This is a genomic window from Olivibacter sp. LS-1, from assembly GCF_008245145.1.
In the GTDB taxonomy this organism is placed as follows: domain Bacteria; phylum Bacteroidota; class Bacteroidia; order Sphingobacteriales; family Sphingobacteriaceae; genus Olivibacter; species Olivibacter oleidegradans.
Map to the genome: position 1 here is coordinate 2,360,753 of NZ_CP041643.1, position 26,793 is coordinate 2,387,545.

Here is a 26,793-nt window from a genome sequence, read left to right on the forward strand (position 1 = left end):
TCAAATTTTCTGAATACCAAATCCAAACATTTTTTTTATCAATATGCTATCATTTTGGAGGTCAAGCTGATAAAAAAGGAAAAAGGAATGGCGCCGTGCTTTCAAAGTCAGGGGGAAAGCACTTTACTATCGTCTGTTGATCATATCCGACAACCAACTTGTTTACTTAACCTACATTTCGGTATAAAATTTATAATACAATTCTATTAGTTAACTAATTATATTGATAGAACGTTTCGCAGTAAATTTGTTTGTATTAATAAAGTTATTATGTCAATAAAGAAAATATTTATTACAGGTGCTACAGGCTATATTGGAGGATCAATAGCTAAGTTATTAGTAGATAAGGGATATAAGGTTTCGGGGTTGGTAAGAAAGGAAAGCGACACAGAGAAGCTAAAAGAGCTTGGCATAAATCCCGTATTGGGCACGCTACAAGATGCACCGCTGTTAAGAGAAGAGAGTAAAAAAGCAGATGCAATTATCCATGCTGCCGATGCTGATGATCCTTATGTCATCGATACTTTTTTACAGGCGCTTAAAGGAACGGATAAAACATTTATCCATACTTCTGGATCCAGTATATTGGGAAATAAGGAAAATGGAGAAAAAAGTAACTTCATATACACAGAAGATATTCCGTTGGATGCGCGCTTTGAAAAGGTACATCGCGTAATTATCAACAATCATATTATTAAATCGGCACAACAAAGAATTCGTAGTATTGTGATTGTACCAACTATGATCTATGGAGAGGGGTTGGGGCTAAAGAAAGAAAGTATACAGATCCCCATGTTGCTAAAGTTATCAAAAGAAAGAGGTGCCGGCGTTCACATTGAAAGTGGCGAGAATATTTGGTCTAATGTACATATTGAGGATTTGGCAGAACTTTATCTGAAAGTGCTTGAAAAAGCAAAAGCAGGCTCTTACTTCTATGCAGAAAATGGAGAGTCCTCATTGCGAGATATTGCGCTTTCTATTAGTAAGAGAATAGGTAGGGAGGGGCAGCTGAGTTCTATTAGTATAGATGAAGCTGTATCCCACTTTGGATCAGAAGGCGCTTACTTCGCGTCAGGATCAAATAGTAGATGCAGTTCCGATAAAGCTAGACAGTTATTGGGATGGACGCCAAACTATTCTTCGATACACGATTTTATTTAAAGGTTGAATGGGCTATTTTCTTCATTATTGTACAAAATGATTTGGTATCATCAGTAAATAAATTATTTTTGTGGCACATTCAGGGAAATTAGCTCAGTTGGTTCAGAGCACTGCCTCGACAAGGCAGGGGTCACAGGTTCGAGCCCTGTATTTCCCACTTATTATTATTTATCGTTCTCTTCTTTGTATCCTTCTTTCACTGAAAGTTATTGAACACATTTTTTGACTGCTATGCATGAATATGTTTTTTGCGATAGACTAGAAAAAGTGCTTTAATAAATGTTAAATAGACATCAAAAATAGTCGTTTCTATAAATTTAGCCTACCTTTGTGGCAACTAATCAAGAGAATGCATATGGATATAAGCCTTTCCCCAATTTATAAAAGCCTTTCGTTCGTTTTATTTTTATTAGCTCCCTTTATCGCTTTGGCCCAAGATACAGAAGGGAATCTCTTTCCTGATGGAACAAAAATTCCTAAATGGTTTTCTGATACTTCCAAGGTTCCGTTAGAAAAGTTGGGAAAGCCCTATGTGATCACAGATTTTGGTGTTTCTGCGGATAGCACGATTGTACAAACGAAAGCTATTCAGCAGGTGATAGATCGAGCAGCAGAAAACGGTGGCGGTGTTATTATAGTCCCTAAAGGAACGTTCATGAGCGGTGCTTTGTTCTTTAAGCCTAAAACCCATCTGTATGTTGCTGATCGTGCTGTTTTAAAAGGCTCTGATAATATTGCCGATTACCCTAAGATTCCCTCAAGAATGGAAGGACAAAACCTCGATTATTTCGCAGCGTTGATCAACGCTTATGGAGTAAACGGCTTTACTATATCCGGAAATGGGGTGATTGATGGGAATGGACTTAGGTATTGGGAAGCATTTTGGAAAAGAAGGGAAGAAAATCCAAAATGTACTAATTTAGAAGTTTCACGGCCTAGATTGGTATTTATTTGGAAGTGCAATGATGTGCAGGTACAAGATGTCAAACTGAGAAACGCCGGTTTTTGGAGCAGCCATTATTATCAATGCCATAATGTTAAAATTTTAAATGTACGTATTACTTCTCCGCATGCGCCGGTCAAAGCACCAAGTACGGATGCCATTGATTTAGATGTTTGCACCAATGTGCTAGTCAAAGGGTGTTATTTGTCGGTTAACGATGATGCCATTGCGCTGAAAGGAGGGAAGGGGCCTTGGGCTGATCGCGATCCCGGTAATGGCGGAAACTACAATATCCTTATTGAAGATTGCGAATTCGGTTTTTGCCACGCTGCTTTAACTTGTGGAAGTGAAGCTATTCACAATAAAAATATCCTGATGCGGAATTGCAGCGTGAACGATGCTAAAAGACTGTTATGGTTGAAAATGCGACCGGATACACCGCAAAAATACGAATTTGTGACAGTGGAGAATATAAAGGGAAATGCTTATAGTCTGATTTATGTAAAGCCTTGGACGCAGTTCTTCGATCTGCAAGGTAGAAAGGATGTACCGCTGTCATATTCGGAAAATATTACCTTACGGAATATAAATTTGACTTGTGAGGTCTTTTTTGATATAGACGTAAATGAATACGATAAATTATCAAAGTTTACCTTTGAACATCTCAATATCACAGCGAAGAATGCGAGCTATAACAAGGGCTTGGTTCAAGATCTTTCCTTAATCGATGTGAAAGTAAACGGGCAGACGATACGTTAATAGATAGTAGAGAAATTTAACCTTGCTAATAATGCCGGGGACTTGGGTGCGTCCAAGTGGGATGTATTTTAATACAACACCATAACGTGTAGTAAAGCAAAATCCCTGCTAATTAATGCTTATTTATATTGGATATTTCAAAGACTTTTGTAACTTTGTAATTCAAAGTACTTTTATGAAGGAAAAAGACCTGATGGCGGAATTAAGCTCCATCCGCAGCTTAATGGAACGTTCTGCCAAATTTATATCGCTCCATGGTTTATCCGGTGTGCTAGCGGGCATTTACGCGCTTATCGGTGCATATATCGGATACCGATTAGTTTATCGGACCGATAACGGCATGACTTATGACAATTATTCCCTACACGATCAGGAAACTATTAGCAAGCTTGTGGTAGTCGCCGTCTTGGTACTCATACTGTCAATTACCACCGCGGTCGTATTGAGCGCACGAAAAGCGCAACAACGTCATCAGAAGATCTGGAATACGGCAAGTAAGGCCTTATTGCTCAACGCAGGCATACCTTTATTAACGGGGGGGCTATTAATTCTGATTTTATTATATCGAGGCTATTTCGGAGTGATCGCGCCAGCTTGTCTTATTTTCTACGGCTTGGCATTGATTTCCGGTAGCCATTATACATTTAACGATGTGAAATGGTTGGGTATACTGCAAGTGATTTTAGGTCTTTTTGCAGCAATGATGCCTGGATATGGGTTATTATTCTGGGCAGGTGGCTTTGGGGTCCTTCATATAATTTATGGTTCGGTAATGTATGCTAAATACGATAGGGCAGAATAGTGTTAGAACAATTTAATAAAGCATTTGAAAGTCGTATACGCTTGCAGATCATGAGCGTATTAGCAGCAAATGAAAGTTACGACTTTAGTTCGCTCAAAGACTTATTAGAAGTAACAGATGGTAATCTTGCTTCGCATTTAAAGGCGTTGGAAAAGGAAGAATACATATCCGTTAATAAAAGCTTTATTGGGCGCAAACCCAATACTCGTTATGAGGCAACGCAAAAAGGGATAGAAGCCTTTAAAAAGCATCTGGAATCACTGGAAAAGCTTATTAAACAACAAAAATAATTTTTTTATCTATTCACTTTGAAACACAAAGTACTTTTAATCTAAAAAAATGGAAAATCAAAAAGAAAAAAATGGCTTACTAACTTGGTTAAGGAGGTCTGCAACAGCAAAATTAGCAATGGTTGGTTTTCTCAGTTTGCTATTACTTATCCCTTCTTCATGGGTAACTGATCTTATCCGTGAACGGCAAGGGAGGCAGAAGGAAGTCATGGACGAAATAGCAAAAAGCTGGTCAGGTAACCAAAATGTAATCGGTCCTATTTTGGTTATACCATATACGGCATTTCAACGGATTAAAGATGATAAAGGCAATATTACTATTGAAGAAGTTAAACAACATGTATTTCTAATGCCTAATAATCTCCACGTCCACGCAGACGCTCTACCGCAGCTTCTACATCGCGGAATATTTGACGCGGTCGTTTATAATGCGAAAGTATCGATTAAAGGCGACTTTGAAGAATTGGACTTAAAAAAATTAGGTATTGATCCGCAACATTTATTATGGGATAAAGCCCAGCTTCTGGTAAATGTACGAGATGTTAAAGGGCTTAAAGAGATTCCAAAGATTAATTTGGGCGATACAACGGTTGCAATGGAACCCAGCTTTTCTGATGTACGTGTCTTCAAAAATAGTCTCGCCAGCGCTATCGATTTAAGTAAAAAGAGAAGTACCCAACGTTCTTTTAGCTTTGAACTCCAGCTTAGAGGAAGCGAAGGGTTTTCTTTAACACCTATTGGAAAGAATACCCATTTTGAATTAACCGGGAAATGGAAAGACCCTAGCTTTATCGGTAGCTATTTGCCCGAAACACGGAATATTTCTGACTCTTCTTTTGCTTCCCAATGGAACATTCCTCATTTTAATCGTCCTTTCCCTCAGCAATGGGTGGATAATGATGGCGCTCGCTTAAGCGACGCTGAATCCGGAAATAGCTGTGGGGTAAATTTCCTGTTACCGGTAGACCAGTATCAGAAAAACATGCGTTCTGCAAAATATGCCATGTTAATTATTCTGCTTACGTTTGTATCGCTGCTATTTACCGAGTTTATAACAAAAAGCTTTGTGAATATTGTGCAATATGTGTTGATTGGCTTGGCGATGGTGGTTTATTATACATTGCTTTTATCTTTTAGCGAGCAGCTTGGTTTTACATGGGCCTATATCATTGCCTCTTTGGCTACTATTATATTAATTGGTTCTTTTATTTCCACTATTCTTAAAAAGGGGAAATCTGCTATGCTGTTAACCGGTATTCTTGCGGTTTTTTATATTTTCATATATGTTATAATTCAACTGCAGGAAATGGCTTTGTTGGTGGGGAGCATTGGCTTATTTATTGTAATAGCCATGCTCATGTATGCTTCCTCCAAGATTTCTTGGGAAAATAATGATTAGCGGTGTCTAAAGGTACCATCGAACCGTTCATTTCGATCATAGTGCCTGTCTGCTAAAGGTAGGCAGGCACTATGTTTTTCAACCCCATTCCGCAAGCTAGCAACCGCGGGATGATATGAAAGAAGATGACGTTTTAGCCCTTTTAATAGTTAAGCTTATGAATTGCCGTAATGGTTCCGCCCTCTACTTTTAAACCTTTTTTAGCCGTTGCCAGATTTGCGTCAAACACATATACGAAGCTGCCTTCACTCGCTGTAGTAATGCCAATATAACCCCGTATACCGTCTAAAGGGACAAAATTGTTAATGGTAGTTACACTGGTAATGTCTTCCGGTGTCCCTGTAACCCATTTAAAGGATTTATTGCTGACATCTGCAATGGCAAATTTTCTGGCTTGTCCGTCTGTGCTATTGGGTTCGGCATATAGGGTAAGTATGAATTTATTTTCGCCTAAATAGGTCCAAGCGGCAATGTGGTAGCCACCTGAAACTTCCTCCACATTGAAAAAGTAATTTTGGTCGAACTCTTCCGTGGTACGGTTAATTCGTACAATCGCGGAAGGATTCGTTGTTGTAAGCTGCGAATTGTTTGTAGCAGCGGCAGGGGAAAACGCATACACCTCACCTAACTCGGTTTCAACCAAACCATTTAGAAAGTAATCGCCAATGTAGCTGGTGCGATTATCTCGGATAACTTTTTCCACCTTTAACTCCGGGTAAGACAATACGGCTACCCAACTACTGTCGGGAAAAGCTGTTCCGAAAGCATCACCGCAACAACCCTTGATACTCATATACGGCGCGTATATTTTATTACCAACTTGGGTTGCCCAGGTAAAATGTGCCCGTTCGCCATTTCCAGCCAGTTGAACAATGTTTACCTGCTCTTCACCAACTACACGATATTGTCTGGCATCTACGCGATACATTTGCGAAAATTCATTACCGGATCGAGGCACTTTCATGAGGAGAATGTCGTTTTGTGCCGGTGCAAAAACCTGTACGGTTTCCGATTTAAAGTCGGAGACCTTAACTAATTTGCCCAATGAGTCGAGGCGGTACGTTGTTACGGCACCTGGATTCCCTTGTCCGTATAACAAGCTAAAAAATCGGTTTCGATGAGTTACATAATAACGATACGACCCATCCTGCTCTATACCATTTCCCTGCGTGGTTATCATGCCGTTCTCTAAATCATCCGCCAGCAATAGGTAATCAGCGACGCCTTGCGTGCCTACCGGGGTAGCAGTCACGACATATTTAGACTTGCCTGTCAGCACATCGTCCCCGTCATTTACATTAAAATATTCGAGCGGTTCATCACATGCCGCCAATTGCAAGGCAGCAAAAAAGAAAAGTAAAGATTTATAGCGTGTTTTCATCGTTTGATCAGTTTTAATATTTATTAATAAAATAACGCAGTTTAACATAGAAGGCCCGGCCTGGTTTCTGTAGCGAGAAGTTGTCGTATAATCGGTTGTTAACGATGTTTTTGCATTCTAAACCGATATTATATTTTCCATTCGCTAAGGTGTAGGTTACATTTACATCCTGATTCCATTGCCGCGGAATATCACGTTTTGTCTGGGTATCCCCCTGGCTTGGCCAGGATAAATAATAAGCGTGTACATAAAGGATATTATACCCTAAACTAAGCGTATTGCCTTGTTTTCCCACATTATTAAAGAATAAGGAGGCGTCGCCATTGCCAAAAAGATAAGGCATATTGGGAATTCTATCACGGTATAGCGGACTTTCCATGGTGTATCCGTCTTCATATTTTGTATTATTGCGTAAATTCTGATAAGTCATATTTACGCCCGCCGTAAAAATATTCTTAAATGAATAACGTACTTCACCATCAACGCCCAAATTGGTGACATCTGCCAGGTTTCCTAAGAGTTGCTTCGTTTCGTTCGGATTTAAACGTGGTCTGATAAAATCTTTCGCATTGCGATAAAGTAGATTTCCGTCGAAACTAAAACGATGAACTTGGTTGATATGCGTTTGGTAGCTGAAACCAACGTTGAAATTATCACTTTTCTCGGGTTTCAAGTCAATATTACCCTCTAAATTCAGTAAATCACCGAATAACTCTTCTGCTTCAGGTAGTCGATAACTGCGTTCGTAAGACGCCTTCAATTGTAGATTTGGAAGAATAAAATAGGTGCTGGCAATGCCATATCCTATTTTATTGATACTGTTGCTCAATTGATTATAGGCCACATCTCCCCAACCACCACTTGGATTATAACTCTGAGAATAATCAGTACGTTGGTAAAAGTGCTTAGCAAATACAGAAGTATTCCATTTTTCGTTAGCAGCAAACCGATACCCAAAGCCAAGTACATTCTTTCGTGTCTTCCGTGGTTGATCATAATTCTCATCTTCCGGAAATAATTCATCCGAGCCTTTGCGATTAAAGGTGGTTACTACATTGTTTAGGTTGAAAGAATGTTGCTCGTTCAGTCTGTAGGCTAGATTCGCCGTTACGATCCCATTGTTGTTTTTATATTTATACATGGACCGTTGCCTTTCGCTGCCCTCCCCAGGGTATTCTTTAAACTGCCCAAACCAGTTATAACGACGATATGCCGTATCGATGTTCTGTTCTTCTCCGAGATTAATATTTCCGGTAATTCGTAAATCCAAACCTTTAAGAAACAGATCCTTTTTTATGTATTTAACGCTTGGCATTACAATGTTTCCTCGCCGATGCCAAGCACCGAAAACACTTTCCATGCGGGCTCCCGTCTGCACTTCGGAGAAGTTTTTACCTAGCGTCACGCCTAATAATAATTGATCAGCGAATGACTTGTTTACCACACCTGCATTGGCAATGACTGTCTCATTGTGATAATTATCATGAAAACGTCTTACTTTAATGTTTTGGTAAATTTGTTGGGTATACAAATCCGTTTCGGTCACGGTTACTTTGTAGTCGTTATCTGAATAGTTCTGAAATGCATTTAAGCGAAAAGTAAAACCTTTAGGTGACGTATATGCCAAATTAACGGCAGATCGATGCGTATTGAAAGAGCCATACGAATAGGAGGCGTCTAGGTAGTTCTGCTTACTGTTGTCGGTCACGATGTTTACGGCTCCTCCTAAAGCATCAGATCCCAACCAAACAGGCACGACCCCTTTATAAACTTCCACGCGTTCAGCAAGGTTGATCGGGATATTGTTTATCTGAAAGGACGACCCGAAATTATCCATCGGTATGCCATCAATAAAAAACTTTACTTGTCTTCCGGTGAAGCCGTTAAGTGAAAAATTAAAGGTCGATCCTACGCCGCCGTTTTCCCGTACACGCACACCGGATACCCGATCCAATGCATGAGATAAATCTAACGTAGTATTGTGTAATTTGCTAGCATCCAAAGATGTCACATTGTAGGCCTGTCGATTGATCTCTTGATTGGAGGTGCGACCGATTACCGTAACTTCTTCCATTTGATTAATGTCTGGAGTTAAGCTAAAATCGACAACTAGATCGCTATTATTAAGTTGTATTGTTTTTTCTGCCTTTTTGAAACCAACTACCGATACAATTAAACGATGTTTTCCATTTGCTACTCGTTGAAGCAGGTAAATACCCTGTCCGTCGGTATGTGCAGCTGGACCATTAGTGATTTGAATGGAGGCGCCTACAACAGGAGCCCCGTGTTCATCCATGATTTTTCCCGAAATGGAAGGTGCCTTTTTTTGTTGGGAATAGGTTGAGAAAAACAGGAGGCATAAGCTTCCCATTAGCAAAATTTTCTTAATTTGCATTGCTTTTAATATTGACTAAGTGTTAAAAGTTACCTGACAAAATGTTAGGAGGCTATACAGGTGCGAACTGTATGGCCTTTATTTTTGCCAAAGATAGCATCTTATTTAGAATAATTAAAAATAAATAAAATCTTTAATCAGTCGCCATCAACAGCTGGTGTTCTTTTCCCCATTTTTCTAACATTCCAAGTATTGGCTTCAACCGCTGTCCGCTTTCGGTTAATTCATATTCAACACGAGGCGGGACCTCCGCGTAGACGGTACGTTTCACCAACTTATTTTCTTCCAGCTTTCGTAGTTGTAAAGTCAACATACGCTCGGTAATGTTCGGAAGTTTCTTTTTTAGCTCACCGAAGCGTAGTTTTCCATTAATTAGATAGCAGCATATCGCTAATGTCCATTGCCCACCAATAAGGTTTGCTGCATATACTTCCATGCATTCGGAGCTTAGTGCTTGTTTATTTTCGAAATTAGTTGAGCTTTCCTTTATTTTCGTCATACTTACATTTTTGTTGGTACCAAACAATGGGATGCTAATATACCAAATCGATAGTTACCACGCTATTTTTGTGTGAAAGATATACAAGCGATATGAAAACATTAATAATCGTAATTCATTCAGATCTTAAACATTCGGTTATCAACAAACGCTGGTTGGAAGAATTAGCAAAGTATCCCGATCGGTATGTTGTGCATGACTTACACCAGGTCTATCCGGATGAAAAACTGGATATTATAAATGAGCAGCAGTTAGTGGAGGCCTATGATAAAATCGTATTCCAATTTCCGTTTTATTGGTTCAACTGTCCACCCCTTTTTAAGAAATGGTTAGACGAAGTGTTAACTCATGGATGGGCATACGGCAAAGGTAGTAGTTATAAATTACAAGGGAAGAAGCTGGCCATGGGCATTACGGCAGGTATTGAGGCGGAAGACTATCATCCTGCCGGAAGGTATAAATATACACTGGAACAGTTAGTCGCCCCGTTTGAGATAACGTTTGAATATGTACGGGCCGATTACCGATCTTTCTTTGCCTTTTATGGAGCAGAACATCGAGCCATCCCCCAACGAGTGGAACAGAGTGCCCTCGACTATCTTGCTTTTATTGATGCTTTGTAAAGAGAATGCGTTGCTAATTAATAAAGTTTAACCAAGACAGGTTTGTGCGACCTGTCTTGGTTAAGTGAATAAAAAGCAGAACCCTCTTTATTTCCAAGTAAGTCTGGATGTGATATGCCTCTTAATACTGCTAGAAGGCATAACGTAGTCCTAATTGCACTTGAAAAGGATTGCCATTTAAATTAGACACACCGGTAGTGCCATTCATATTATAGACATACTGTAATGCATCCGGGTCGAAACTCTTAATGCTGTAAATGTTCTGTTTACCTAAGTTATGTCCTACACCCCAGTTTTTATTGAACATATTGGCAATGTTGAAAATATCCACAGACACTTCCAGCCCATGTGTTTTATAGAAACGAAACATTTTAGCGAGGCGTAAATCGAAAACCCCATAAAAGTTATTGATACCACCATTACGTTCTGCAACTTTGCCTAGGTTTTTATTAATATAATCTTTTACGCTTTGCTCAGCTTCCGGATTATTTAAGATGGCGTTGATACCGTCACGAATGTATTCCGGTGTATTTGGGCCATTGGGATTATAAATAAAGGCAAGATCGTTCGATGAAACGAAATCGCCGTTCATGTTGCCGGCTACAGCAAGTGAATAACGTGTGCCGCCAATGCCACTAAAACGTAGACCAACCGTGATGCCATGGATACTCGGCGCCGTACCGTAGAAGACGACCTTATGGCGGAATTGGTTGTCAGAATAGGCCATGCCACTTAGGTTTCGAGGATCGTCGCGCACCATCAGCGATAGCGTGGCGGTATTAGCAACATTACCATTATATGAAGTATTGTCTTTTGTATCGTTCCAAGTGTAGGAAACATTGATTTGCCCATCCTTATAGTAGCGATAGGTTCCGTCTACAACAAAGGTATAAGAGTTTACTTTGCCATCGCTATTCATTTCCAAAACACGCCCTAATTTAGATGTTTTCCGGCTATTTACCCAGTTGGCAGCACCGTTGTCTTCCCGGATACTTTCTGCAGGTACATAAACCCCTCTATTATCCTCCGCCGCAATCCTAAAATAAGGTTGATCAACCATATTACGATCAACGTACATATAATTGTTCCGTGCCCATGTTCCATAGGCACTGATGCCTATCCGCAGTGTCGGTGTGAAAAAATGGTTGATGGAGAGGTTTGCTTTATAAACTGTTGGTACTTTAACGTCTGCGCTGTTTGTGTTAATAGTGACAAGCTTTTCTATGCTAGAGTTGTTAATTAAATCACGTCCAGGGGCAGTGTTTGGATCATTACGGTAATTGGGGAAGTTTACCGTAGGCATCAAGCTTGGATCGGTAATGTCTACACCCGCTATACGAGTACCATCAAATAACATATTGTTCAACATGGAGTAAGGATTCAGGTTGGAACCGAAAATACCCGCCCCGAAACGAATAATGTCTTTTCCTTCATCGTTTATATTCCAATTGAATTGGATACGTGGTTGAATTTGAAACGTATTGATACCGTTGTCGGTAGCAATACTCAACTCATCGTAAACGAGCTGATTGAAATTGGCTTTTCGTAAGTAGCGGGTATTATCAAATCGGATACCTGCCACCAGATCCAAGCCCGTTGCTAGTCGGGTTTCCATCTGCCCGTATATCCCCGCGGCCAAATTGTTCACTTTTGTATTTTCATGATCGGTCATATACACATCGCGTGCATAGCGATAAGGCGCTAGGTCGTTGAAATTGTCAAGTCCGGTAAAATAGAAACGACCGTTCATTTCACTCCCGTACCTGAAATTCATGTCTGTGTACATAATGTCAGCACCGAATGTATATTTTATCTTCTCTGTGTTATAATATAGATTGTTCACTAATTGGAATACATTGCCTTTAAACCATTCGGGAGCAAAACGTTGTCCACCCATTTGAATGGAGTTATAATATTTCTTATCACCGTCGATGGATTCTACATTCTCAACAATAACTCGTGGGATACTTTGGTTTTTTCCTATACCATCCACATTATGCATAACCTCCGTACTCTCATAGAAGTGTTGTACTTTCAAATCATTTGTAAGCTTCGAGTTGACGGAGCTACGTAGCGAGGCCATCAAACTATTGTTGATGTTTTTACGATTTACGTAAGATTCGAAAGCGTTGATGCCCGAATTATCACCCTCTTGCTGATTATCCATATCATAGATAAAATTGTTTCGGATGGTCAGCAAGTTTTTTTCATTTAACTGCCAATCCACCCGCGCAAATGCCGCATCGGTGGTTTTACTCTTATCAAAGGCACCAAAAAGAGCATTGGAATTAAACCCATATTTTTCTCGGGCTATACGGGTAAATTCATCCAGCGTTGGCTGTGTCACTTTGTATCGACCGATATCTGCAGGATTTTGGATGTCCGCTATATAAAGTGGACGCGAATCCGCCTGATGATCCCAAGCAACAAAGAAGTGCGCTTTATCCTTAACGATCGGTCCTCCTAAAGAGAAACCATATTGATAAGTCGAAAATTTTTGGGAACGAGGGGTCCCATTTAAGTTGTACTTACTCGATAACCAGTCGGTACGTACAAAAGTAAACGCACTTCCCGAAAGCGTGTTAGTGCCTGATTTTGTAACGGTTGTAATACTTCCACCACCACTTCTTCCATTCGTTACATCATATTCATTCGTAACCACTTTGAACTCCCTGATCGCTTCCATAGAAATAGAATAGGCTCCGCCACTATTGCCGCCCGCAATGGTACTTCGGGATGTCATACCATCTACTGTATAGTTGGTTGAAGACGCAATCTGACCAGCCAATGTATTTCCGTTGCTTACAGGAGAAAGATCGATCAAGGAAGAGAAATTACGTCCATTTACCGGTAGTTTAGTCAGTTCGGTGGCGGTTACTGCCGTGGAAGCTCCTAAAGTTTTAATCGCATTTCTCATATCGTTACCTTGTACAACCACTTCGTCTAATTGGTTGGAGCTAGCGGCTAATTTGAAATCGACTACTAGCTCATCGCCATAATTGAGTGTATAACCCGTTTTTTTCTGCTCTGTATAACCAATGTAGGTTGCTGTAACTGTATAAGGAGACCCCAAGGGTAATTGTTGAAAGGTATAATTGCCTTTTTCATTCGTCATTGTCGTTACTTTAAAACCGGTCGATTCATTTTTTACAGTAATGGATACACCGGAGACGGGACCTTCGGTTTCTGATACGGTACCTAAAATAGTAGCTTCGGTTCCTTGCGACCAAGCGTGCATCATGGGTAATAAAAATAATGCTAACCATGTAAAAAATGGGATAGATTTTGCGTTCATTTGTCTGTCTTCGAGTTTACTTGCTAATAGTGGATAATTGAAAAATTGAGATGCGGATCATCGTTATGCATTTTTACCGATTGTGTTGCCGGCAAAACTAGTATGCAAATGTTTGGACTTCGTTAAGAAATGATTAACCTTTGTTGATCTTAAGGTAATTGAAGACAGGGACTAATAGGTGAGGGGATTAAAAAGCTATTCGAGGAGAGCGGGTCGGACACCCGATTGAAGTGGGTGGATTAATTGGGTTTGGCTCGACAAGCTTATCGCCTATTCTATCACTGTTCGGGAACCAATAGGTTTTTAAGTAAAGATAGAAAATCTTCATTGGCAGTATAAAAATACCGATAATTAATAATGAGATAAAGGATGCCGGCATAACCATATCTGATCCGAATAGGCTTCCAAAAAGCGCCAAAATTCTTTACTGATGCAGGTGTATAATACTCATCAAAACCGTAATACAGTTCTTCAATATTGCTTAATGGAATGCGCTTGTATTCACTTCCATCTAAAACTATATCTGCGTCAGTTAGGATGATATGTCCTTCATGTTTGGCAAGCGGAGGAGTAAATGAAAAATGTCGTATGGTAAATCGTTCGTTGTAGCCCATTTGTTGGATCTCAAAATCATGTATCCATAATGCACGCCCTTCGAAAAGTAGTCGTTGGTTCATATGTCGATAAAATTACAAATTAATATAGACGCCGTTCCATCATGTTTTCAGGATGGGCTAGTGGTTTAAAACCGTACTTTTTATATAAACCGTGAGCATCCTTGGTTCCCAAAGCCCATCGTTTTATTTGCTGAAGATCCGGATGTTCCATAATCGTAGTAATCAGTTTTTTACCTAAACCGAGGCCTCGATAATTGTCGAGAATGAAAACATCCAATAGCCAGGCGAAGACGGCATAATCTGTTATGACACGTGCAAAGCCAACTTGCTTATCTGTCGAGTCCAAAAGCGTGAAGCAGAGCGAGTTTGTCACGGATCGTTCGAAAGTCTCCCGAGACCGGCCTTGTGCCCAATATGAATCGTTATGTAAAAAGTTAAAAACGATCTCCATATTTATGAGTGATTTATCCGTTGATATATAATAAAGCTCGTTTTTCATCAGCATATCTTCTTTAACTTCTTAAATATAATAAATTTACGCTTTTATCATTCGGGAAAAATCAAAAAAAGGTTGGCAAGAATAAACGTAGTTTAATCCTGTCAACCTGAACTTAAAATTGGAGCAATTTATTCTTTGGGTATCTTACAACATCATTCCTCCTGAAACCTCAATGCGTTGACCATTGATCCATTTAGCATCTTCAGTACATAAAAAGGCCACTACACCGCCGATATCGTCAGGTAAACCGACTCGTCCTAAGGCAGTAACACTAGCGACATGGTCATTGATTTCTTTATTATCCCGTACACGACCGCCACCAAAGTCCGTTTCGATGGCGCCCGGTGCCACAATATTGGCGGCAATACGGCGAGGACCCAGCTCTTTCGCCAAGTACCTCGTAAGCACTTCAATTGCTCCTTTCATAGAGCCGTAAGCCGAAGAACCGGGAAAAGAAACCCGGGCCAAACCGGATGAAATATTAATAATACGGCCGCCATCGTTAATAAATGGTAAAGCCTTTTGCGTTAAAAAAAAGACCCCTTTATAGTGGATATTCAACACCTCATCAAATTGCTCTTCTGTTGTTTCTGCAAAGGGAGCATAAAGTGCGGTTCCGGCATTATTAATAAGAAAATCGAAATGTTTGTTCCCATTCTGTTCTGTCAAATAATTGCTTACACGCAGCAGAAAATCGTCAAAGGATTTGATGTTACTGGTGTCCAATTGAAAAGCGATTGCCTTTTGGCCAAGCGATTGAATTTCTGCTACCACATTGTTTGCCTCGCTTTGATTGCTGTTATAAGTAAGAATCACATCAATTCCTTTTTTAGCAAGATTAATGGCCATATTTTTGCCTAGTCCGCGACTGCCGCCGGTTACCAAGGCAATTTTACTTTTTGTTGTCATTGTTTATCTCTTTTTATTTGATAACACAAAGATCTATCAAAACGTGAGGAGATGTTTGCAAACATCAATCGGCTCTTTGCAAAAATCAAATAAGATAATTACGATCGGAACGTCAATGGCGCTAAGGAAGTTTGCTTCTTAAAAAAGTTGGAAAAATGCGCCACCTCTTCAAAACCTAAGCTGTATGCAATTTCTGAAATGTTCCAGTCTGTTTGTTTGAGTAGTATTTTTGCCTCTTGTGCTATACGACTGCTTATAATGTCGGTTGTTGTTCTACCTGTATGTTCTTTCAGCACCTTATTTAAGTGATTTACATGAATGGCCAGCCTCTCTGCATATTCTTTCGCAGTGCGCAACATCAAACGCTGATGGGTCGAATCAATAGGAAATTGGCGTTCCAATAATTCAATAAACAAAGAAATAATACGCGTGGCAGCGTTTTGATGAGCGTGGAGGATAGTAGCAGGTTGTAATTTCTGTCCGTAATGAATCAATTCCAATACATAGTTGCGGATTAAGTCATACTTATATGCGTAATCAGACGCAATTTCTTTTTGTATTTTTTTAAATATATAAGCTATCTCTTCAGCCTCTTCGTCCGTTATTTCAAAAACAGGATAACCTCCCACTTGAAAAATGGGCAATTCGTCTAGCACAACACCCGATTTGTTTTTTATAAGGAACTCGTCTGTAAATACGCAAAAAGATCCTCCCTGCTTTTCATCCAATGGAATCCAGTGATAAGGTACTTTGGGCGTCGCGAACAGTAAAGCATTTTTCTCGACGTTAATTACTTTATCTGCATATTCGGCCCGATTCTTACCTTTAATAAAGCTGATTTTATAATAAGCCCGACGATTATAGGGCATAACTTGTTTTTGTTTTACCTGTTGAATTGTTTCGGCGATATCAAACACATTAAAATGGCCTATTTCTTTATTAATGCCTCGAGGTAAAAGCGTTTGTATTTCCCTGCCGGTAAACTTGGCAGCCTCCCGATAAAATTCATCGAGCGATGTGCTTTTAATGTTCTTTGCCATAAGAAGGGATTTGCAAAATTCAAAGATAGCAAAGAAGAAGTTGGGTTGCAATTTATTCCTTTATAAAGACACCTGCCTGCCGGCAGGTAGGTGTCAAGACATAAGTATCAAGACAAGTAGTGCAGCCTTTGCTTGGAACGTATAACTAGAGACTATAACTGAAGGAATAGTAAATAAATTAATGTAAACTTAATACGCTTTGCGTCAGCCAAAGCCTAGTTATTTTTTAGTTTTGTTGCCCGAGTGCAATATGGCATTAATACCATGGTCAACCCACCGTTTCAGGAGGACAAAAAGCTTCAAATCTCAGAGGAAAATTATACCTCTATTTTCAATGCACATTGGAAAAAGCTTTATATTATTGCTTACAGAAGATTACAAGATGTAGCGCTGGCTAAGGATATGGTGCAGGAAGTATTTGTTTATTGCTGGCAACAACGTGCAACTATCCAAATAAATACCAGTATTGATACCTATTTGCGAACGGCATTGCAATATCAGCTGATTGCTCATTTCAGGAAAATGGATATTCAGGATCGTGCATTCAGCTATCTTTATCAAAGGATGGTAGAAGTACATGGTCAAATGCCGGACCTTTTAACGCAACACGATCTACAAGCAGCCTTGAATCGTGAATTGCATCAAATGCCGGATACCATGCGCGAAATTTTTAAGCTTCGTATTCAGGATTATAGTGTTGACGAGATTGCAAACTCACTCAACCTCGCCGAAAAAACAGTCAGAAACAATATCAGCAAAGGCCTCCATCAATTACGAAAAGCACTTGCCAAGGACTTTCCGGAAGACCTATCCGCTATTTGTTTGGTTCTTTACATTTTATTAACCTAAAGTTAATTATTTATTAATCGATTTTATCGGGACGGATGAGCCCTAAGTGCTACTTACTGGTAGAACACGGGATTTACCCTGCTCTTATTTTCGCATGGATAAAAATGAATTCAAACGGTTAATGGATGGTTATCTTCAGGGTAAGCTGTCTACCGAGAAGCGTGAACTCCTGCAACGCTGGTATGACTCTTTTGGAGAGTCGGAAGTGGGGGTGCCCGGTATGGAAGATCAGGAGGGCATGACTGCGTTAAAAGAGGAACTCTACGGACGTATTCATGGAGCTATTCAACCGAAAAAGACGCCCCTCCGGAAAATAACTGTTTTTCGCTGGGCGGCCATCGCAGCGCTGTTCGTACTGGCATTGGGAACTATGGTTTGGCTTTATAGCCACCAAAACGATAAATTCGGCGAAACTTCCACTCATGTTGTAAGTGCATACCATCAAATCAGAACAGGAATAAAGCAAATAAAGAAAGTCGATTTACCGGATGGAAGTATGCTCTATGTCAACGCGAATTCTACAATTCGGATTCGTGAACCTTTGTTGGCGAATAAGCGAGAAATATTTCTTGACGAAGGTGAAGTTTACTTCGAAGTTGCACGAGACAGTCTCAGGCCCTTCATTGTTCATACACCAAGTTTAAAGATGGAGGTTCTTGGCACAGCCTTTAATGTGAAGTCATATAAGACCTTGGACGACGTGACGATAGAAGTGCAGCATGGAAAAGTACGTGTAAGTGATTCGCAGCGAGTTCTTGATGAACTTACTGCTTTTAAGGGGCTTAATTACCGAAAGGCGAATGGACAGACAGAACGTATCAGCTTAAATAACGATGAGGTTAATGCATGGACAAGAGGGATTGTTGCCTTACAAAAAGCGGACTTTAATGAACTTGCACAGACCTTATACAATCTTTACGGTGTGCGTTTGGAACACGGGGAGGGAAGAACCGCGAATCATCATTACAATTTAACCATACATGCAGACCGATCTTTAGAGGAAACCATGGCCATCATCTGTGGTATCCATAACACCAAATATAGGAGGAAAGATAATGTAGTAACGATATATCCTTGAAGAAAACAGGCGTCAAAGTGGCGCCTGTTTAATGATCTACGCTATGCACTAGCTTGAGACCCTACGCATAGCTCCTTAGCCCTATTTTTTAACTAAGAAATACAAACTTATGAATAAAAACGCACTGTTCATACGGGAAGTTATGCGCATTACCATTTTAATTTATACCGTTATCATCTCGTTTTCGCAACTTTTGCTTGCGGAACCTTCTAATGGGCAGGTCCTGGAGAGGTCGGTAAATATCACCTTTAAGAATAGCACATTATATGCGGCGATTCAGCACCTTCAAATGCAAAGTCAAGTCGAATTTGCCTTCGATGAGAAATTGTTAAAACTGGAAAAAATCGATGTTAAAGCGAAGCATTTTCAGGCCCGGTCTGTAGCGCATGTATTGGACGTGTTATTAGAAGGTACACCCATTACTTACGAGGAGCGAGACCCTCATACGGTAGTCTTACGCAAAAAACAACAAAATGGCACTGTCAGCGGTCGCGTAATCGACGGTGAGGGATTGCCTTTGGCGGGCGCCAATATTCGAATCTTGGAATTGAATAAAAGTGTGAGCACAAATGAAGAGGGGCATTTCTCCCTCAGTATACCTCCAGGAGCCTATACCATCCAGGCATCCTATATAGCCTATCGGCCGCAGCAAAAAGCACAAACAATTGTGGCGGCAACTAACGTGCTGGTAAATTTTACCTTAGCAGAAGATGTGGCTGCGTTGAATGAGGTGGTCGTGGTTGGATATGGAAAGCAACGAAAAGCAAATCTAACCGGTTCTGTATCGACTATTGACAGCGAGCAGTTGGAGAGACGGCCAATTGTTTCAACTTCTACCGCATTACAGGGCTTGGCACCGGGTGTCACCGTCACTTCACAAACAGGCTCGCCGGGAGGAGATGGCGGACAGATACGCATACGTGGTGTCAACTCATTCGGCGGATCTGATAGCTCACCCTTGGTTTTAATCGATGGTATAGCCGGTTCCATTGATATGGTAGACGTCAATTTAATTGAATCTATTTCTGTATTGAAAGACGCCGCATCAGCCGCTATTTATGGTTCTCGCGCTGCAAATGGTGTCATCTTAATAACTACCAAGAGGGCTGCTGACGGCAAATTCTCACTTAATTATAAAGGATATGGCGGTTGGCAAAAGGCTACACGCATACCGGAAGTGACGGATGGCTTAACATTTATGAACGTTTTTAATGAAGCTAACATGAATGATAATGGCTACGAATTGTATAGTGAAGAGGCCATTGCGACGTTTGAAGAACAATATGCGGCTGACCCTGATAATTTTAATTGGCAAAAAGCTATTCTTAATGGTTCCGGTTTTACAAATAATCATTTTGTGTCATTATCGGCTAACGCCGGTAAAATTAGGGTTATGCCTTCGATAGCTTATGTAAGCCAAGATGGGATTATTAAGAACACCGGGTTTAAACGTTATGTGGTACGGAATAATATGGACATTGAGCCTAATGATAAATTATCTGTTAAATTCGACATCTCGCTTACCAATAGTAATAGACTCCAAATTGCAGATGAAGGAGATATATGGAACTACCTTGGTCGAATGCCGACCAATATCCCAATCAGGAGAAACGGGTTGTGGTCAGAAGGTTGGGTAAACAAAAATCCCGTTGCTTTTATCGAAGAAGGTGGAAATAGAAAGGGAAACACGTTGGAGCTTATCGGAAATTTCAATATCAGCTACCGACCTGTAAAATGGCTCTCTTTAACGGGGATCGCAGCCCCGCGTTATCGAACAAGAAATTCGCATGTGTTTGTAAAGAGCGTGATGACCTACAATGACGACGGTACGGAAGCGGGTGCTGCCAATACCTTTACTTCCTTGACAGAAACTGCTTATCGCTACTTCTTCGGAAATTATCAATTTCTTGCCTCAGCAAATCATTCTTGGAACAATCATAACTTTAAACTCCTGATGGGAGCATCTCGTGAAACTTATGATGAGAAATATCTGATGGGCTATCGGCGGGATTTTACTTATGATACCTACGAAGTTTTAACGGCCGGTGCTGATAACGAAACAAAAGATAATAATGGTACCCATGACCAGTGGTTGTTGGTTTCTACCTTCGGAAGGTTCAACTATGATTATAAAGATCGTTATCTTTTTGAGGCGGATTTCCGTTACGACGGGACTTCACGCTTTATAAAGCGGAATCGCTGGGCCTTCTTTCCGTCATTTTCAGCGGGATGGAGGGTTTCAGAGGAGTCATTTATGGGAGATACAAAAAGTTTCCTTGATCAACTGAAACTACGGGCCTCCTGGGGGAAACTGGGTAACCAAAACATAGGTAGCTCCTATTACCCTTTTACCGAAACACTAGCTGTGGGCAGTATTTCCATGGCGGATAAGATTTATCAGCTTGTCACTTTAAATACCATGTCGAACCCAGACTTAAGATGGGAAGAAACAACGATGACAGGTGTCGGTTTGGATGCAACCTTGTGGAAACGCTTTTCATTTACTGCCGATTGGTACAAAAAAAATACGGACGGCATTCTGCTCACTTTGTATACTTCTCAGTTAACCGGATTAAATGCTCCTTATCAAAATGCGGCGAAGGTACGCAATACGGGTTGGGAATTCAGTAGCCGCTACGATAATCAATGGGGAGATTTCAGCTTGGGGGTCGGTTTAAATATCTCCGATGTTAAAAATGAGATCATGGATATGAAAGGTCAAACCTCTGGAACTTTGCTACGTCAGCAGGAAGGTTATGCCGTTAACTCCATCTATGGATATGTTGCTGACGGCCTTTACCAGTCGCAGGAAGAGATTGATGCCGGTCCCACACAGTTCGGAACCTTACATCCCGGTGATATCCGGTACAAGGACCTTGCCGGTGCATTCGACGAGCAAGGGAATCCCATTCCTGATGGCAAAATAACCGATGATGATAAGGTCGTTATCGGTAGCACTATTCCTCGCTATACCTATGGATTCAACTTGGATTTCGGTTGGAAAGGCCTCCGATTGAATGCCTTTTTTCAAGGGGTAGCTAAGGTAGATGGGTACCTCAATTCGCACTATGTTATACCTACTGTTAATTCAAGTGCTATTAAACCTTGGCAATTGGATTATTGGACGGAAGATAATCGAGATGCGGCTTTTCCGCGCTTGTCCATTACATCGGCAAATAATACGCAGAATTCATCTTTTTGGATGCGAAGCGCCTCCTATTTGCGGTTGAAAAACATACAACTCGGTTATACGGTGCCTAAAAATTGGCTAAAAAGCATAGGCGTGAGCGACTTGTATATCTATGTAAATGGACAAAACCTGTTTACTTCAACAAATTTTTGGCAAGGATATGATCCGGAGATTGCATATGATGCCGGTGCGGCCGATGGTGTATCCCTAGGAGGGGCAGCCTATTATCCTCAGGTTAAAGTTTATTCATTTGGTATTGATGTCAAATTCTAAAAAAATGATTGCTATTAAAAAAATATTATCGACCGCGACATTAATAAGTGTTGTACTTTTTTCGGGCTGCGAACTGGATAAGTTCCCCTTAAATGGCCCAACAACAGGCACTTTTCCGGCGACGGAAGAAGAAGCAACAATGGGTTTATATGGTGCCTATAAAGGCTTGACCTTGTTGGATGCAGCCAGTACGCCCATCTGGCATGTGATGGATAATATAACCGATATCGGCTATGCGCGTCCGGGGAATAACTATACGTCGCCGATAACCAGTTCATTGACTACTGATAATGCCTTAGCCATCAAACCTTGGGAGGCGCATTATAAAACGATTGCCCGATGCCATTCGGTACTTGACAACTTAGAAAATATAAAAGTGGAAATGCCGGAAGATAGCTACTATCAACTGGATGCAGAGTTAAGGGTGATCCGCGCTTATTGTTATTCACAACTAATTGAATTATACGGGGATGTGCCACTTGTATTACATGCACTTGGCTTAAACGATACCAATCTGCCCCGCACCGCTAAAATGGAAATTCAGCAATGGATTATCGACGAAATGACAGCGGTGGCTGATCGTCTTCCAATAGCGCAAACGCAATATGGAAATGTACGGGTTGGAAGGGTAGCCGCTTATATGTTAAAAGCACGCGTGGCCTTGTATAGCGGCCAGTATACGGTTGCTGCTGAGGCTGCGGCCAAGGCCTTGGAACTGGCAGAAGGTGTTTATGAGCTCACGGCATTTGATGCTTCTTTGGATTATTGTAACAAAACCCATGCGGAAGGTGAACCGGCTTGCTCCAATATTTTTGGATATGCAGGCTATCAATCCAGTAAAGAATGGATTTGGGTGGCCGAGTATAACCAAACCATCAGCGGTAATACCCATAATCAAGGGTATTATATGGCTTCGCGATTAGGGAAAGGCGCAAGTTATTGGGGGCCTACACAAAACCTAATCGACTCTTTTCAGGCAATCGATGGGCTTCCCATTGATGAATCTCCTTTGTATGATCCGGCCAATCCGTTTGTCAATCGAGATCCGCGACTGGATATGTACTGCGCTCGCCCTCATGCGCGCTTAATGGGAATACAGTATGAACCGAATGCAAGCTTCGCGAAAGTGAATAACTATTGGCCGGTTATAGCGGGGCAAAGCAATACACCTGCGGTGGTGAACAATACCGATGCAACGAATGCTTATCGTTCCTTTAGTGGTTATTTGTGGAGAAAGCATACAGATAACGCGGATTATGCGATCAACTCAGCATCCGGCGTGTCTGATTTGAATGTTGGTATTTTTCGCTACGCTGAATTGCTGTTGATTTATGCAGAAGCTAAAATAGAAGCGAATGACATAGACGAATCCGTTTATGAGGCTATCAATAAGATCCGTTCAAGGGCACACATGCCGCCGATTGCGTCAAATTTATCACAGTCTCAATTGCGTACGGCACTTCGTTACGAACGTAAAATTGAATTGTGTAACGACGGTCTTCGCTGGTATGACATCCGACGTTGGAACTTGGCTCCTCAAATCATGAACGGTTATCTTTATCTAAATCGATCCGCCAATACGTGGACGAAAGATGTTCTTGTGGATATTGACGAAAATTACTCACCAATATATAACCATGGTAAGGCCTCCCGGTATTTTAATACCCAGGAACTTGTTTATCGCGAAAATAAAGATGAACTATGGCCCATTCCACAAGCTGAAAGGGATGCGAATAAGAGTTTGACCCAAAATCCCGGTTATTAAACGATTACTAATTTTAAAACAAATAAAATGAAAAGAATTTTTTCTATACTGCTAACCCTAAATCTGTTTTTTTTCATAAAGATTGCTACAGCGCAAGAAGCTTACCGTAAACCTGCCTTGGAACAGAAGGATTCCTGGTCTATGATTATGATCCCCGATCCGCAAAACTATGTGAAATGGAGCAGAAATCAACCTATACTGGATTTAATGATGGCCTGGATCGAAGAAAATATCGATACCCTAAATATTAAAATGGTGATGTGCGTTGGCGATTTAGTCGAACAGAACGATATTATCAATAGAGGCGAAGACGGTAATCAATCTGCGGAACGGCAGTGGGAAGCAATCGCTAGATCATTCGGTAAATTGGATGGCAAAGTTCCATATATTACAGCAACAGGAAATCATGACTACAGCATTGACCGGGAAGGCAAACGTTCATCACAGTTCAATAAGTTTTTTAAAATTGATAAGAATTGGATGAACAGAAAGATCATAGCACAAAATGGTACAAATGAAATAGGCGAACCGACTTTGGAAAATTCAGCTTACGAGATGCGTTCACTGAATGGGAAAGACTATTTATTCCTAACTATCGAGTTTGCGCCACGGGATACCGTGCTGACATGGGCCAAAACGATTGCCAATATGGAACAATATAAGAATCATCGTATTGTATTGATGACGCATGCTTACCTGAACAACAAAGATGAGCGAACAACGGGCAAACCAAAATGGTTTGTCTATGAGCCTTATTCTATCCATAATCGCATACAAAAATCACCAACCATTGAGCTGCCTTCTGCCAATAATGGAAAGCATATATGGGAGAAACTGGTACAGCCGGCATCAAATATTGAGCTTGTTTTATGTGGCCATATTTCGGGCGAAGGTTATCGAGCTGATAAGAACGACGCCGGTAAGAAGGTGCATCAGATGTTGTTTGATGCCCAGTCAATGGGAGGAGGTCATCGTAATGGAAATGGTGGAGATGGCTGGTTACGTATATTGGAATTTTTTCCTGATAATAAAACCGTAAAAGTGAAGACCTTCTCGCCATTTTTTGCCGCTTCACCAACCACACAGCAATTTGCCTGGAAAACTGATAGTCGGAATGAATTTATTATCGAATTTGATTAATAAACTTAAAGGGGGAGATCCCCCCTTTCCTGCTACCATTTTTCACCGTTTTTAAAATTAACAATAGCTTAACCTTGTAAACATACCTTTGCCATGTCAATCTTAAACTATGGTGTATCAAACGCTCGAACTTCGATGGTGGGAGGCTGTTCAAAAACAGGACGACCGATCACTGTTTAATAGATTGTACCTCAAACACTGGGAGGCGCTTTACATTATTGCGTGGAACCGAACCAAAGATGAGGACGTAGCGAAAGATATTGTACAGGACGTCTTTATTAACTTTTGGGAGCGACGTAAACACATTGTCATTCGTACCAGCGTGATTCAATATCTAACGGGTGCTTTAAAAAATCGCCTTATTGACTACTTCCAATCGGAACAGGTTAAACGGCGGGTCTTTGAATATGTGCTGCAACAGATGGGTAAGGTGATATGGCAATCCGACAATGCTGCCGCCTACCAGGAGGTAGAGGACGCTTTTGATGAAACATTAAATGCTATGCCGGAAAACATGCGGAAATCACTTCTTTTGCGTTTGGAAAATCAGAGTATTTCAGATATTGCTAAGCAGCTGAACCTTGCCGAACAAACAGTAAGCAATTTGCATACAGAAGCAGGTAAACGCTTACGAAAAAAAATGCTGCTTCGATTAAAAGGCGCTGCATTGCCCACAACCATTGTTTTTCTTCAGGCGCTTAACGATTTGTTAATAAATAAATAACAATTTATAGAAGTAATTTGAGCCCTTTTTGTAGACGTATCGATAAAAGACGAATACGTGTACGCAAATCGATTTAGAAGACTATTACGGAAATACCATACAAAAAGGGCTACTCCCGAAGAGCGCCGGTTGGTAGACGATTGGTATAATTCTTTTGATGACTCCCCACGCTTAACTCACACACAGCGGAAGATACTCCGTAATGAGTTACACACCAATATACAAAAGCAGCTATTCCTCCATGAAGATCCAATCGTTAGAAAAATGCGATGGCTACCATTCCGCAAGCTAATTGCTGCCTCAATTCTATTATGCACAACCGGAATGATTGCATGGCTCTTCATTGTCCGAAACGGGGAGAAATTGCCTTCCGAAAAACGGGAATGGGTAGAGGTAGCGGCTGCTGCGGGAAGATTAAAAAAGGTGACCTTACCTGATAGCACCGAGGTGTGGTTGAATACCGATACCAAGATCGGGTTCTTTAAGCCCTTTGAGCATGGGGAGACGCGAGAAGTAACACTTTTGGAAGGTGAAGCGTTCTTTTCTGTGAGCCCGGACAAGACCAAACCTTTTATTGTTCACGCTCAGGGCATAGAAACACGTGTATTAGGAACATCGTTTACCGTACATGCCTATAAGGAGCTGGACGAACTACGTGTATCAGTTTCAACAGGGATGGTTCAGGTAAGGCGTGTTGACGGGTATTCATTGGGAACGCTAAGCAGGGGAGAGGAAGTCGTGTATAACAAAGTTGAAGGTACCAATTTTACACGGGAGGCCGACCCCGAGGTCCGCTCCGCTTGGACATCAGGTACTACCTATTTTAGTGAAGCATCCTTTGCCGAATTAGCGCTCGCTTTTCGTCATACCTATGGCTTGCATTTGAAAGCCCATAATGAGGCCATATTTCATCAACGATACAGCATCCAATTGGATAGACATACCAGATATGATGACTTTGTAAAAGCACTTTGTGCCATTCATAAAAACCGATATAGAAAGGAGGAAAATGCAATTATAATTTATTGATAAGTAGCGGTTGACAAGGCAAGTCGTCAACCGCGTGATAAAAGACAGCATACCTTCGAACCGTTGCTGTCCTTATAAATAGCAATGATATCTAAACAAAGCTACTTTACGTGATAAAAATACGAATTACTAA

At 40.8% G+C, this 26,793-nt stretch carries 21 protein-coding genes and 1 tRNA gene; 14 read left to right on the forward strand and 8 right to left on the reverse strand.

Annotation, left to right across the window (positions count from 1 at the left end; translation table 11 throughout):
- The first annotated feature begins 270 nt into the window (after positions 1–270).
- From FKG96_RS09440 to creD, 6 genes are all read left to right on the forward strand, one after another.
- Entirely contained in the window at positions 271–1,161 is an 891-nt protein-coding gene (locus FKG96_RS09440) for an NAD-dependent epimerase/dehydratase family protein (protein ID WP_149105372.1), read from the forward strand.
- An 82-nt stretch (positions 1,162–1,243) separates the two neighbouring features.
- Positions 1,244–1,318, forward strand: a tRNA-Val gene (locus tag FKG96_RS09445).
- A 198-nt stretch (positions 1,319–1,516) separates the two neighbouring features.
- Positions 1,517–2,863, forward strand: coding sequence for a glycoside hydrolase family 28 protein (locus FKG96_RS09450; protein ID WP_242627279.1), 1,347 nt, complete (start codon positions 1,517–1,519; stop codon positions 2,861–2,863).
- A 175-nt stretch (positions 2,864–3,038) separates the two neighbouring features.
- On the forward strand, positions 3,039–3,665 hold the full coding sequence (locus tag FKG96_RS09455) for a hypothetical protein (RefSeq protein WP_242627281.1): 627 nt from the start codon (positions 3,039–3,041) through the stop codon (positions 3,663–3,665).
- Positions 3,665–3,955: a transcriptional regulator gene (locus FKG96_RS09460; RefSeq protein ID WP_130856982.1), complete on the forward strand. Its 291-nt coding sequence runs from the start codon at positions 3,665–3,667 to the stop codon at positions 3,953–3,955. The genes FKG96_RS09455 and FKG96_RS09460 overlap by 1 nt, the downstream gene beginning before the upstream one ends.
- A 49-nt stretch (positions 3,956–4,004) precedes the next feature.
- The gene (gene creD / locus FKG96_RS09465; protein WP_013665758.1) at positions 4,005–5,354 is read left to right on the forward strand and encodes a cell envelope integrity protein CreD; all 1,350 of its coding nucleotides are present in this window, start codon (positions 4,005–4,007) and stop codon (positions 5,352–5,354) included.
- 142 nt (positions 5,355–5,496) lie between these two features.
- Here the strand turns inward: creD and FKG96_RS09470 are convergent, their stop codons facing one another.
- From FKG96_RS09470 to FKG96_RS09480, 3 genes are all read right to left on the reverse strand, one after another.
- Positions 5,497–6,735, reverse strand: coding sequence for a DUF4374 domain-containing protein (locus FKG96_RS09470; RefSeq protein WP_130856984.1), 1,239 nt, complete (start codon positions 6,733–6,735; stop codon positions 5,497–5,499).
- 13 nt (positions 6,736–6,748) lie between these two features.
- Complete coding sequence (locus tag FKG96_RS09475) at positions 6,749–9,130, reverse strand: TonB-dependent receptor (RefSeq protein ID WP_149105373.1); 2,382 nt, start codon at positions 9,128–9,130, stop codon at positions 6,749–6,751.
- A gap of 133 nt (positions 9,131–9,263) precedes the next feature.
- Positions 9,264–9,629 (reverse strand): helix-turn-helix domain-containing protein, encoded by a 366-nt coding sequence (locus FKG96_RS09480; protein ID WP_013665761.1) that lies wholly within the window; start codon positions 9,627–9,629, stop codon positions 9,264–9,266.
- Between the two features lie 92 nt (positions 9,630–9,721).
- Here FKG96_RS09480 and FKG96_RS09485 point away from each other — a divergent pair, with 92 nt between their 5' ends.
- Positions 9,722–10,252, forward strand: coding sequence for an NAD(P)H-dependent oxidoreductase (locus FKG96_RS09485; protein WP_149105374.1), 531 nt, complete (start codon positions 9,722–9,724; stop codon positions 10,250–10,252).
- A gap of 130 nt (positions 10,253–10,382) precedes the next feature.
- Here FKG96_RS09485 and FKG96_RS09490 read toward each other — a convergent pair whose 3' ends face one another.
- The 5 genes from FKG96_RS09490 to FKG96_RS09510 all read right to left on the reverse strand — a co-directional run bounded on the left by FKG96_RS09490 (position 10,383) and on the right by FKG96_RS09510 (position 16,612).
- Complete coding sequence (locus FKG96_RS09490; RefSeq protein ID WP_149105375.1) at positions 10,383–13,547, reverse strand: TonB-dependent receptor; 3,165 nt, start codon at positions 13,545–13,547, stop codon at positions 10,383–10,385.
- A 278-nt stretch (positions 13,548–13,825) separates the two neighbouring features.
- On the reverse strand, positions 13,826–14,224 hold the full coding sequence (locus FKG96_RS09495) for a hypothetical protein (RefSeq protein ID WP_149105376.1): 399 nt from the start codon (positions 14,222–14,224) through the stop codon (positions 13,826–13,828).
- Positions 14,225–14,243: 19 nt separating this feature from the next.
- On the reverse strand, positions 14,244–14,663 hold the full coding sequence (locus FKG96_RS09500; protein WP_149105377.1) for a GNAT family N-acetyltransferase: 420 nt from the start codon (positions 14,661–14,663) through the stop codon (positions 14,244–14,246).
- A gap of 144 nt (positions 14,664–14,807) precedes the next feature.
- Positions 14,808–15,572, reverse strand: a complete 765-nt coding sequence (locus FKG96_RS09505) for an SDR family NAD(P)-dependent oxidoreductase (protein WP_013665765.1) — start codon at positions 15,570–15,572, stop codon at positions 14,808–14,810.
- Between the two features lie 98 nt (positions 15,573–15,670).
- A complete protein-coding gene (locus FKG96_RS09510) occupies positions 15,671–16,612 on the reverse strand; it encodes an AraC family transcriptional regulator (RefSeq protein WP_013665766.1) in 942 nt (313 codons plus the stop codon).
- Positions 16,613–16,876: 264 nt separating this feature from the next.
- On the opposite strand from FKG96_RS09510, the gene FKG96_RS09515 reads away from it, so the two are divergent.
- From FKG96_RS09515 to FKG96_RS09545, 7 genes are all read left to right on the forward strand, one after another.
- Entirely contained in the window at positions 16,877–17,461 is a 585-nt protein-coding gene (locus FKG96_RS09515) for an RNA polymerase sigma factor (protein ID WP_013665767.1), read from the forward strand.
- A gap of 94 nt (positions 17,462–17,555) precedes the next feature.
- Complete coding sequence (locus FKG96_RS09520; RefSeq protein ID WP_149105378.1) at positions 17,556–18,539, forward strand: FecR family protein; 984 nt, start codon at positions 17,556–17,558, stop codon at positions 18,537–18,539.
- A 109-nt stretch (positions 18,540–18,648) separates the two neighbouring features.
- Positions 18,649–22,002 carry a TonB-dependent receptor gene (locus FKG96_RS09525; RefSeq protein ID WP_149105379.1) on the forward strand — a complete coding sequence of 1,118 codons (3,354 nt, stop codon included), beginning with the start codon at positions 18,649–18,651 and terminating at the stop codon, positions 22,000–22,002.
- A 4-nt stretch (positions 22,003–22,006) separates the two neighbouring features.
- The gene (locus FKG96_RS09530) at positions 22,007–23,767 is read left to right on the forward strand and encodes a RagB/SusD family nutrient uptake outer membrane protein (RefSeq protein ID WP_013665770.1); all 1,761 of its coding nucleotides are present in this window, start codon (positions 22,007–22,009) and stop codon (positions 23,765–23,767) included.
- A 27-nt stretch (positions 23,768–23,794) separates the two neighbouring features.
- Positions 23,795–24,907, forward strand: a complete 1,113-nt coding sequence (locus FKG96_RS09535; protein ID WP_149105380.1) for a metallophosphoesterase — start codon at positions 23,795–23,797, stop codon at positions 24,905–24,907.
- A gap of 109 nt (positions 24,908–25,016) precedes the next feature.
- A complete protein-coding gene (locus tag FKG96_RS09540; RefSeq protein WP_149105381.1) occupies positions 25,017–25,631 on the forward strand; it encodes an RNA polymerase sigma factor in 615 nt (204 codons plus the stop codon).
- Between the two features lie 57 nt (positions 25,632–25,688).
- Entirely contained in the window at positions 25,689–26,660 is a 972-nt protein-coding gene (locus FKG96_RS09545) for a FecR family protein (RefSeq protein WP_149105382.1), read from the forward strand.
- Positions 26,661–26,793: the final 133 nt, after the last annotated feature.

Coding starts and splice junctions, on each gene's coding strand:
- FKG96_RS09490 (WP_149105375.1), bottom strand. CDS start 13,547: ATGAACGCAAAATCTATCCCATTTTTTACATGGTTAGCATTATTTTTA.
- FKG96_RS09485 (WP_149105374.1), top strand. CDS start 9,722: ATGAAAACATTAATAATCGTAATTCATTCAGATCTTAAACATTCGGTT.
- FKG96_RS09530 (WP_013665770.1), top strand. CDS start 22,007: ATGATTGCTATTAAAAAAATATTATCGACCGCGACATTAATAAGTGTT.
- FKG96_RS09475 (WP_149105373.1), bottom strand. CDS start 9,130: ATGCAAATTAAGAAAATTTTGCTAATGGGAAGCTTATGCCTCCTGTTT.
- FKG96_RS09520 (WP_149105378.1), top strand. CDS start 17,556: ATGGATAAAAATGAATTCAAACGGTTAATGGATGGTTATCTTCAGGGT.
- FKG96_RS09440 (WP_149105372.1), top strand. CDS start 271: ATGTCAATAAAGAAAATATTTATTACAGGTGCTACAGGCTATATTGGA.
- FKG96_RS09495 (WP_149105376.1), bottom strand. CDS start 14,224: ATGAACCAACGACTACTTTTCGAAGGGCGTGCATTATGGATACATGAT.
- FKG96_RS09500 (WP_149105377.1), bottom strand. CDS start 14,663: ATGAAAAACGAGCTTTATTATATATCAACGGATAAATCACTCATAAAT.
- FKG96_RS09510 (WP_013665766.1), bottom strand. CDS start 16,612: ATGGCAAAGAACATTAAAAGCACATCGCTCGATGAATTTTATCGGGAG.
- FKG96_RS09455 (WP_242627281.1), top strand. CDS start 3,039: ATGAAGGAAAAAGACCTGATGGCGGAATTAAGCTCCATCCGCAGCTTA.
- FKG96_RS09450 (WP_242627279.1), top strand. CDS start 1,517: ATGGATATAAGCCTTTCCCCAATTTATAAAAGCCTTTCGTTCGTTTTA.
- FKG96_RS09535 (WP_149105380.1), top strand. CDS start 23,795: ATGAAAAGAATTTTTTCTATACTGCTAACCCTAAATCTGTTTTTTTTC.
- FKG96_RS09505 (WP_013665765.1), bottom strand. CDS start 15,572: ATGACAACAAAAAGTAAAATTGCCTTGGTAACCGGCGGCAGTCGCGGA.
- FKG96_RS09480 (WP_013665761.1), bottom strand. CDS start 9,629: ATGACGAAAATAAAGGAAAGCTCAACTAATTTCGAAAATAAACAAGCA.
- FKG96_RS09515 (WP_013665767.1), top strand. CDS start 16,877: ATGGTCAACCCACCGTTTCAGGAGGACAAAAAGCTTCAAATCTCAGAG.
- FKG96_RS09525 (WP_149105379.1), top strand. CDS start 18,649: ATGAATAAAAACGCACTGTTCATACGGGAAGTTATGCGCATTACCATT.
- FKG96_RS09470 (WP_130856984.1), bottom strand. CDS start 6,735: ATGAAAACACGCTATAAATCTTTACTTTTCTTTTTTGCTGCCTTGCAA.
- FKG96_RS09540 (WP_149105381.1), top strand. CDS start 25,017: ATGGTGTATCAAACGCTCGAACTTCGATGGTGGGAGGCTGTTCAAAAA.
- creD (WP_013665758.1), top strand. CDS start 4,005: ATGGAAAATCAAAAAGAAAAAAATGGCTTACTAACTTGGTTAAGGAGG.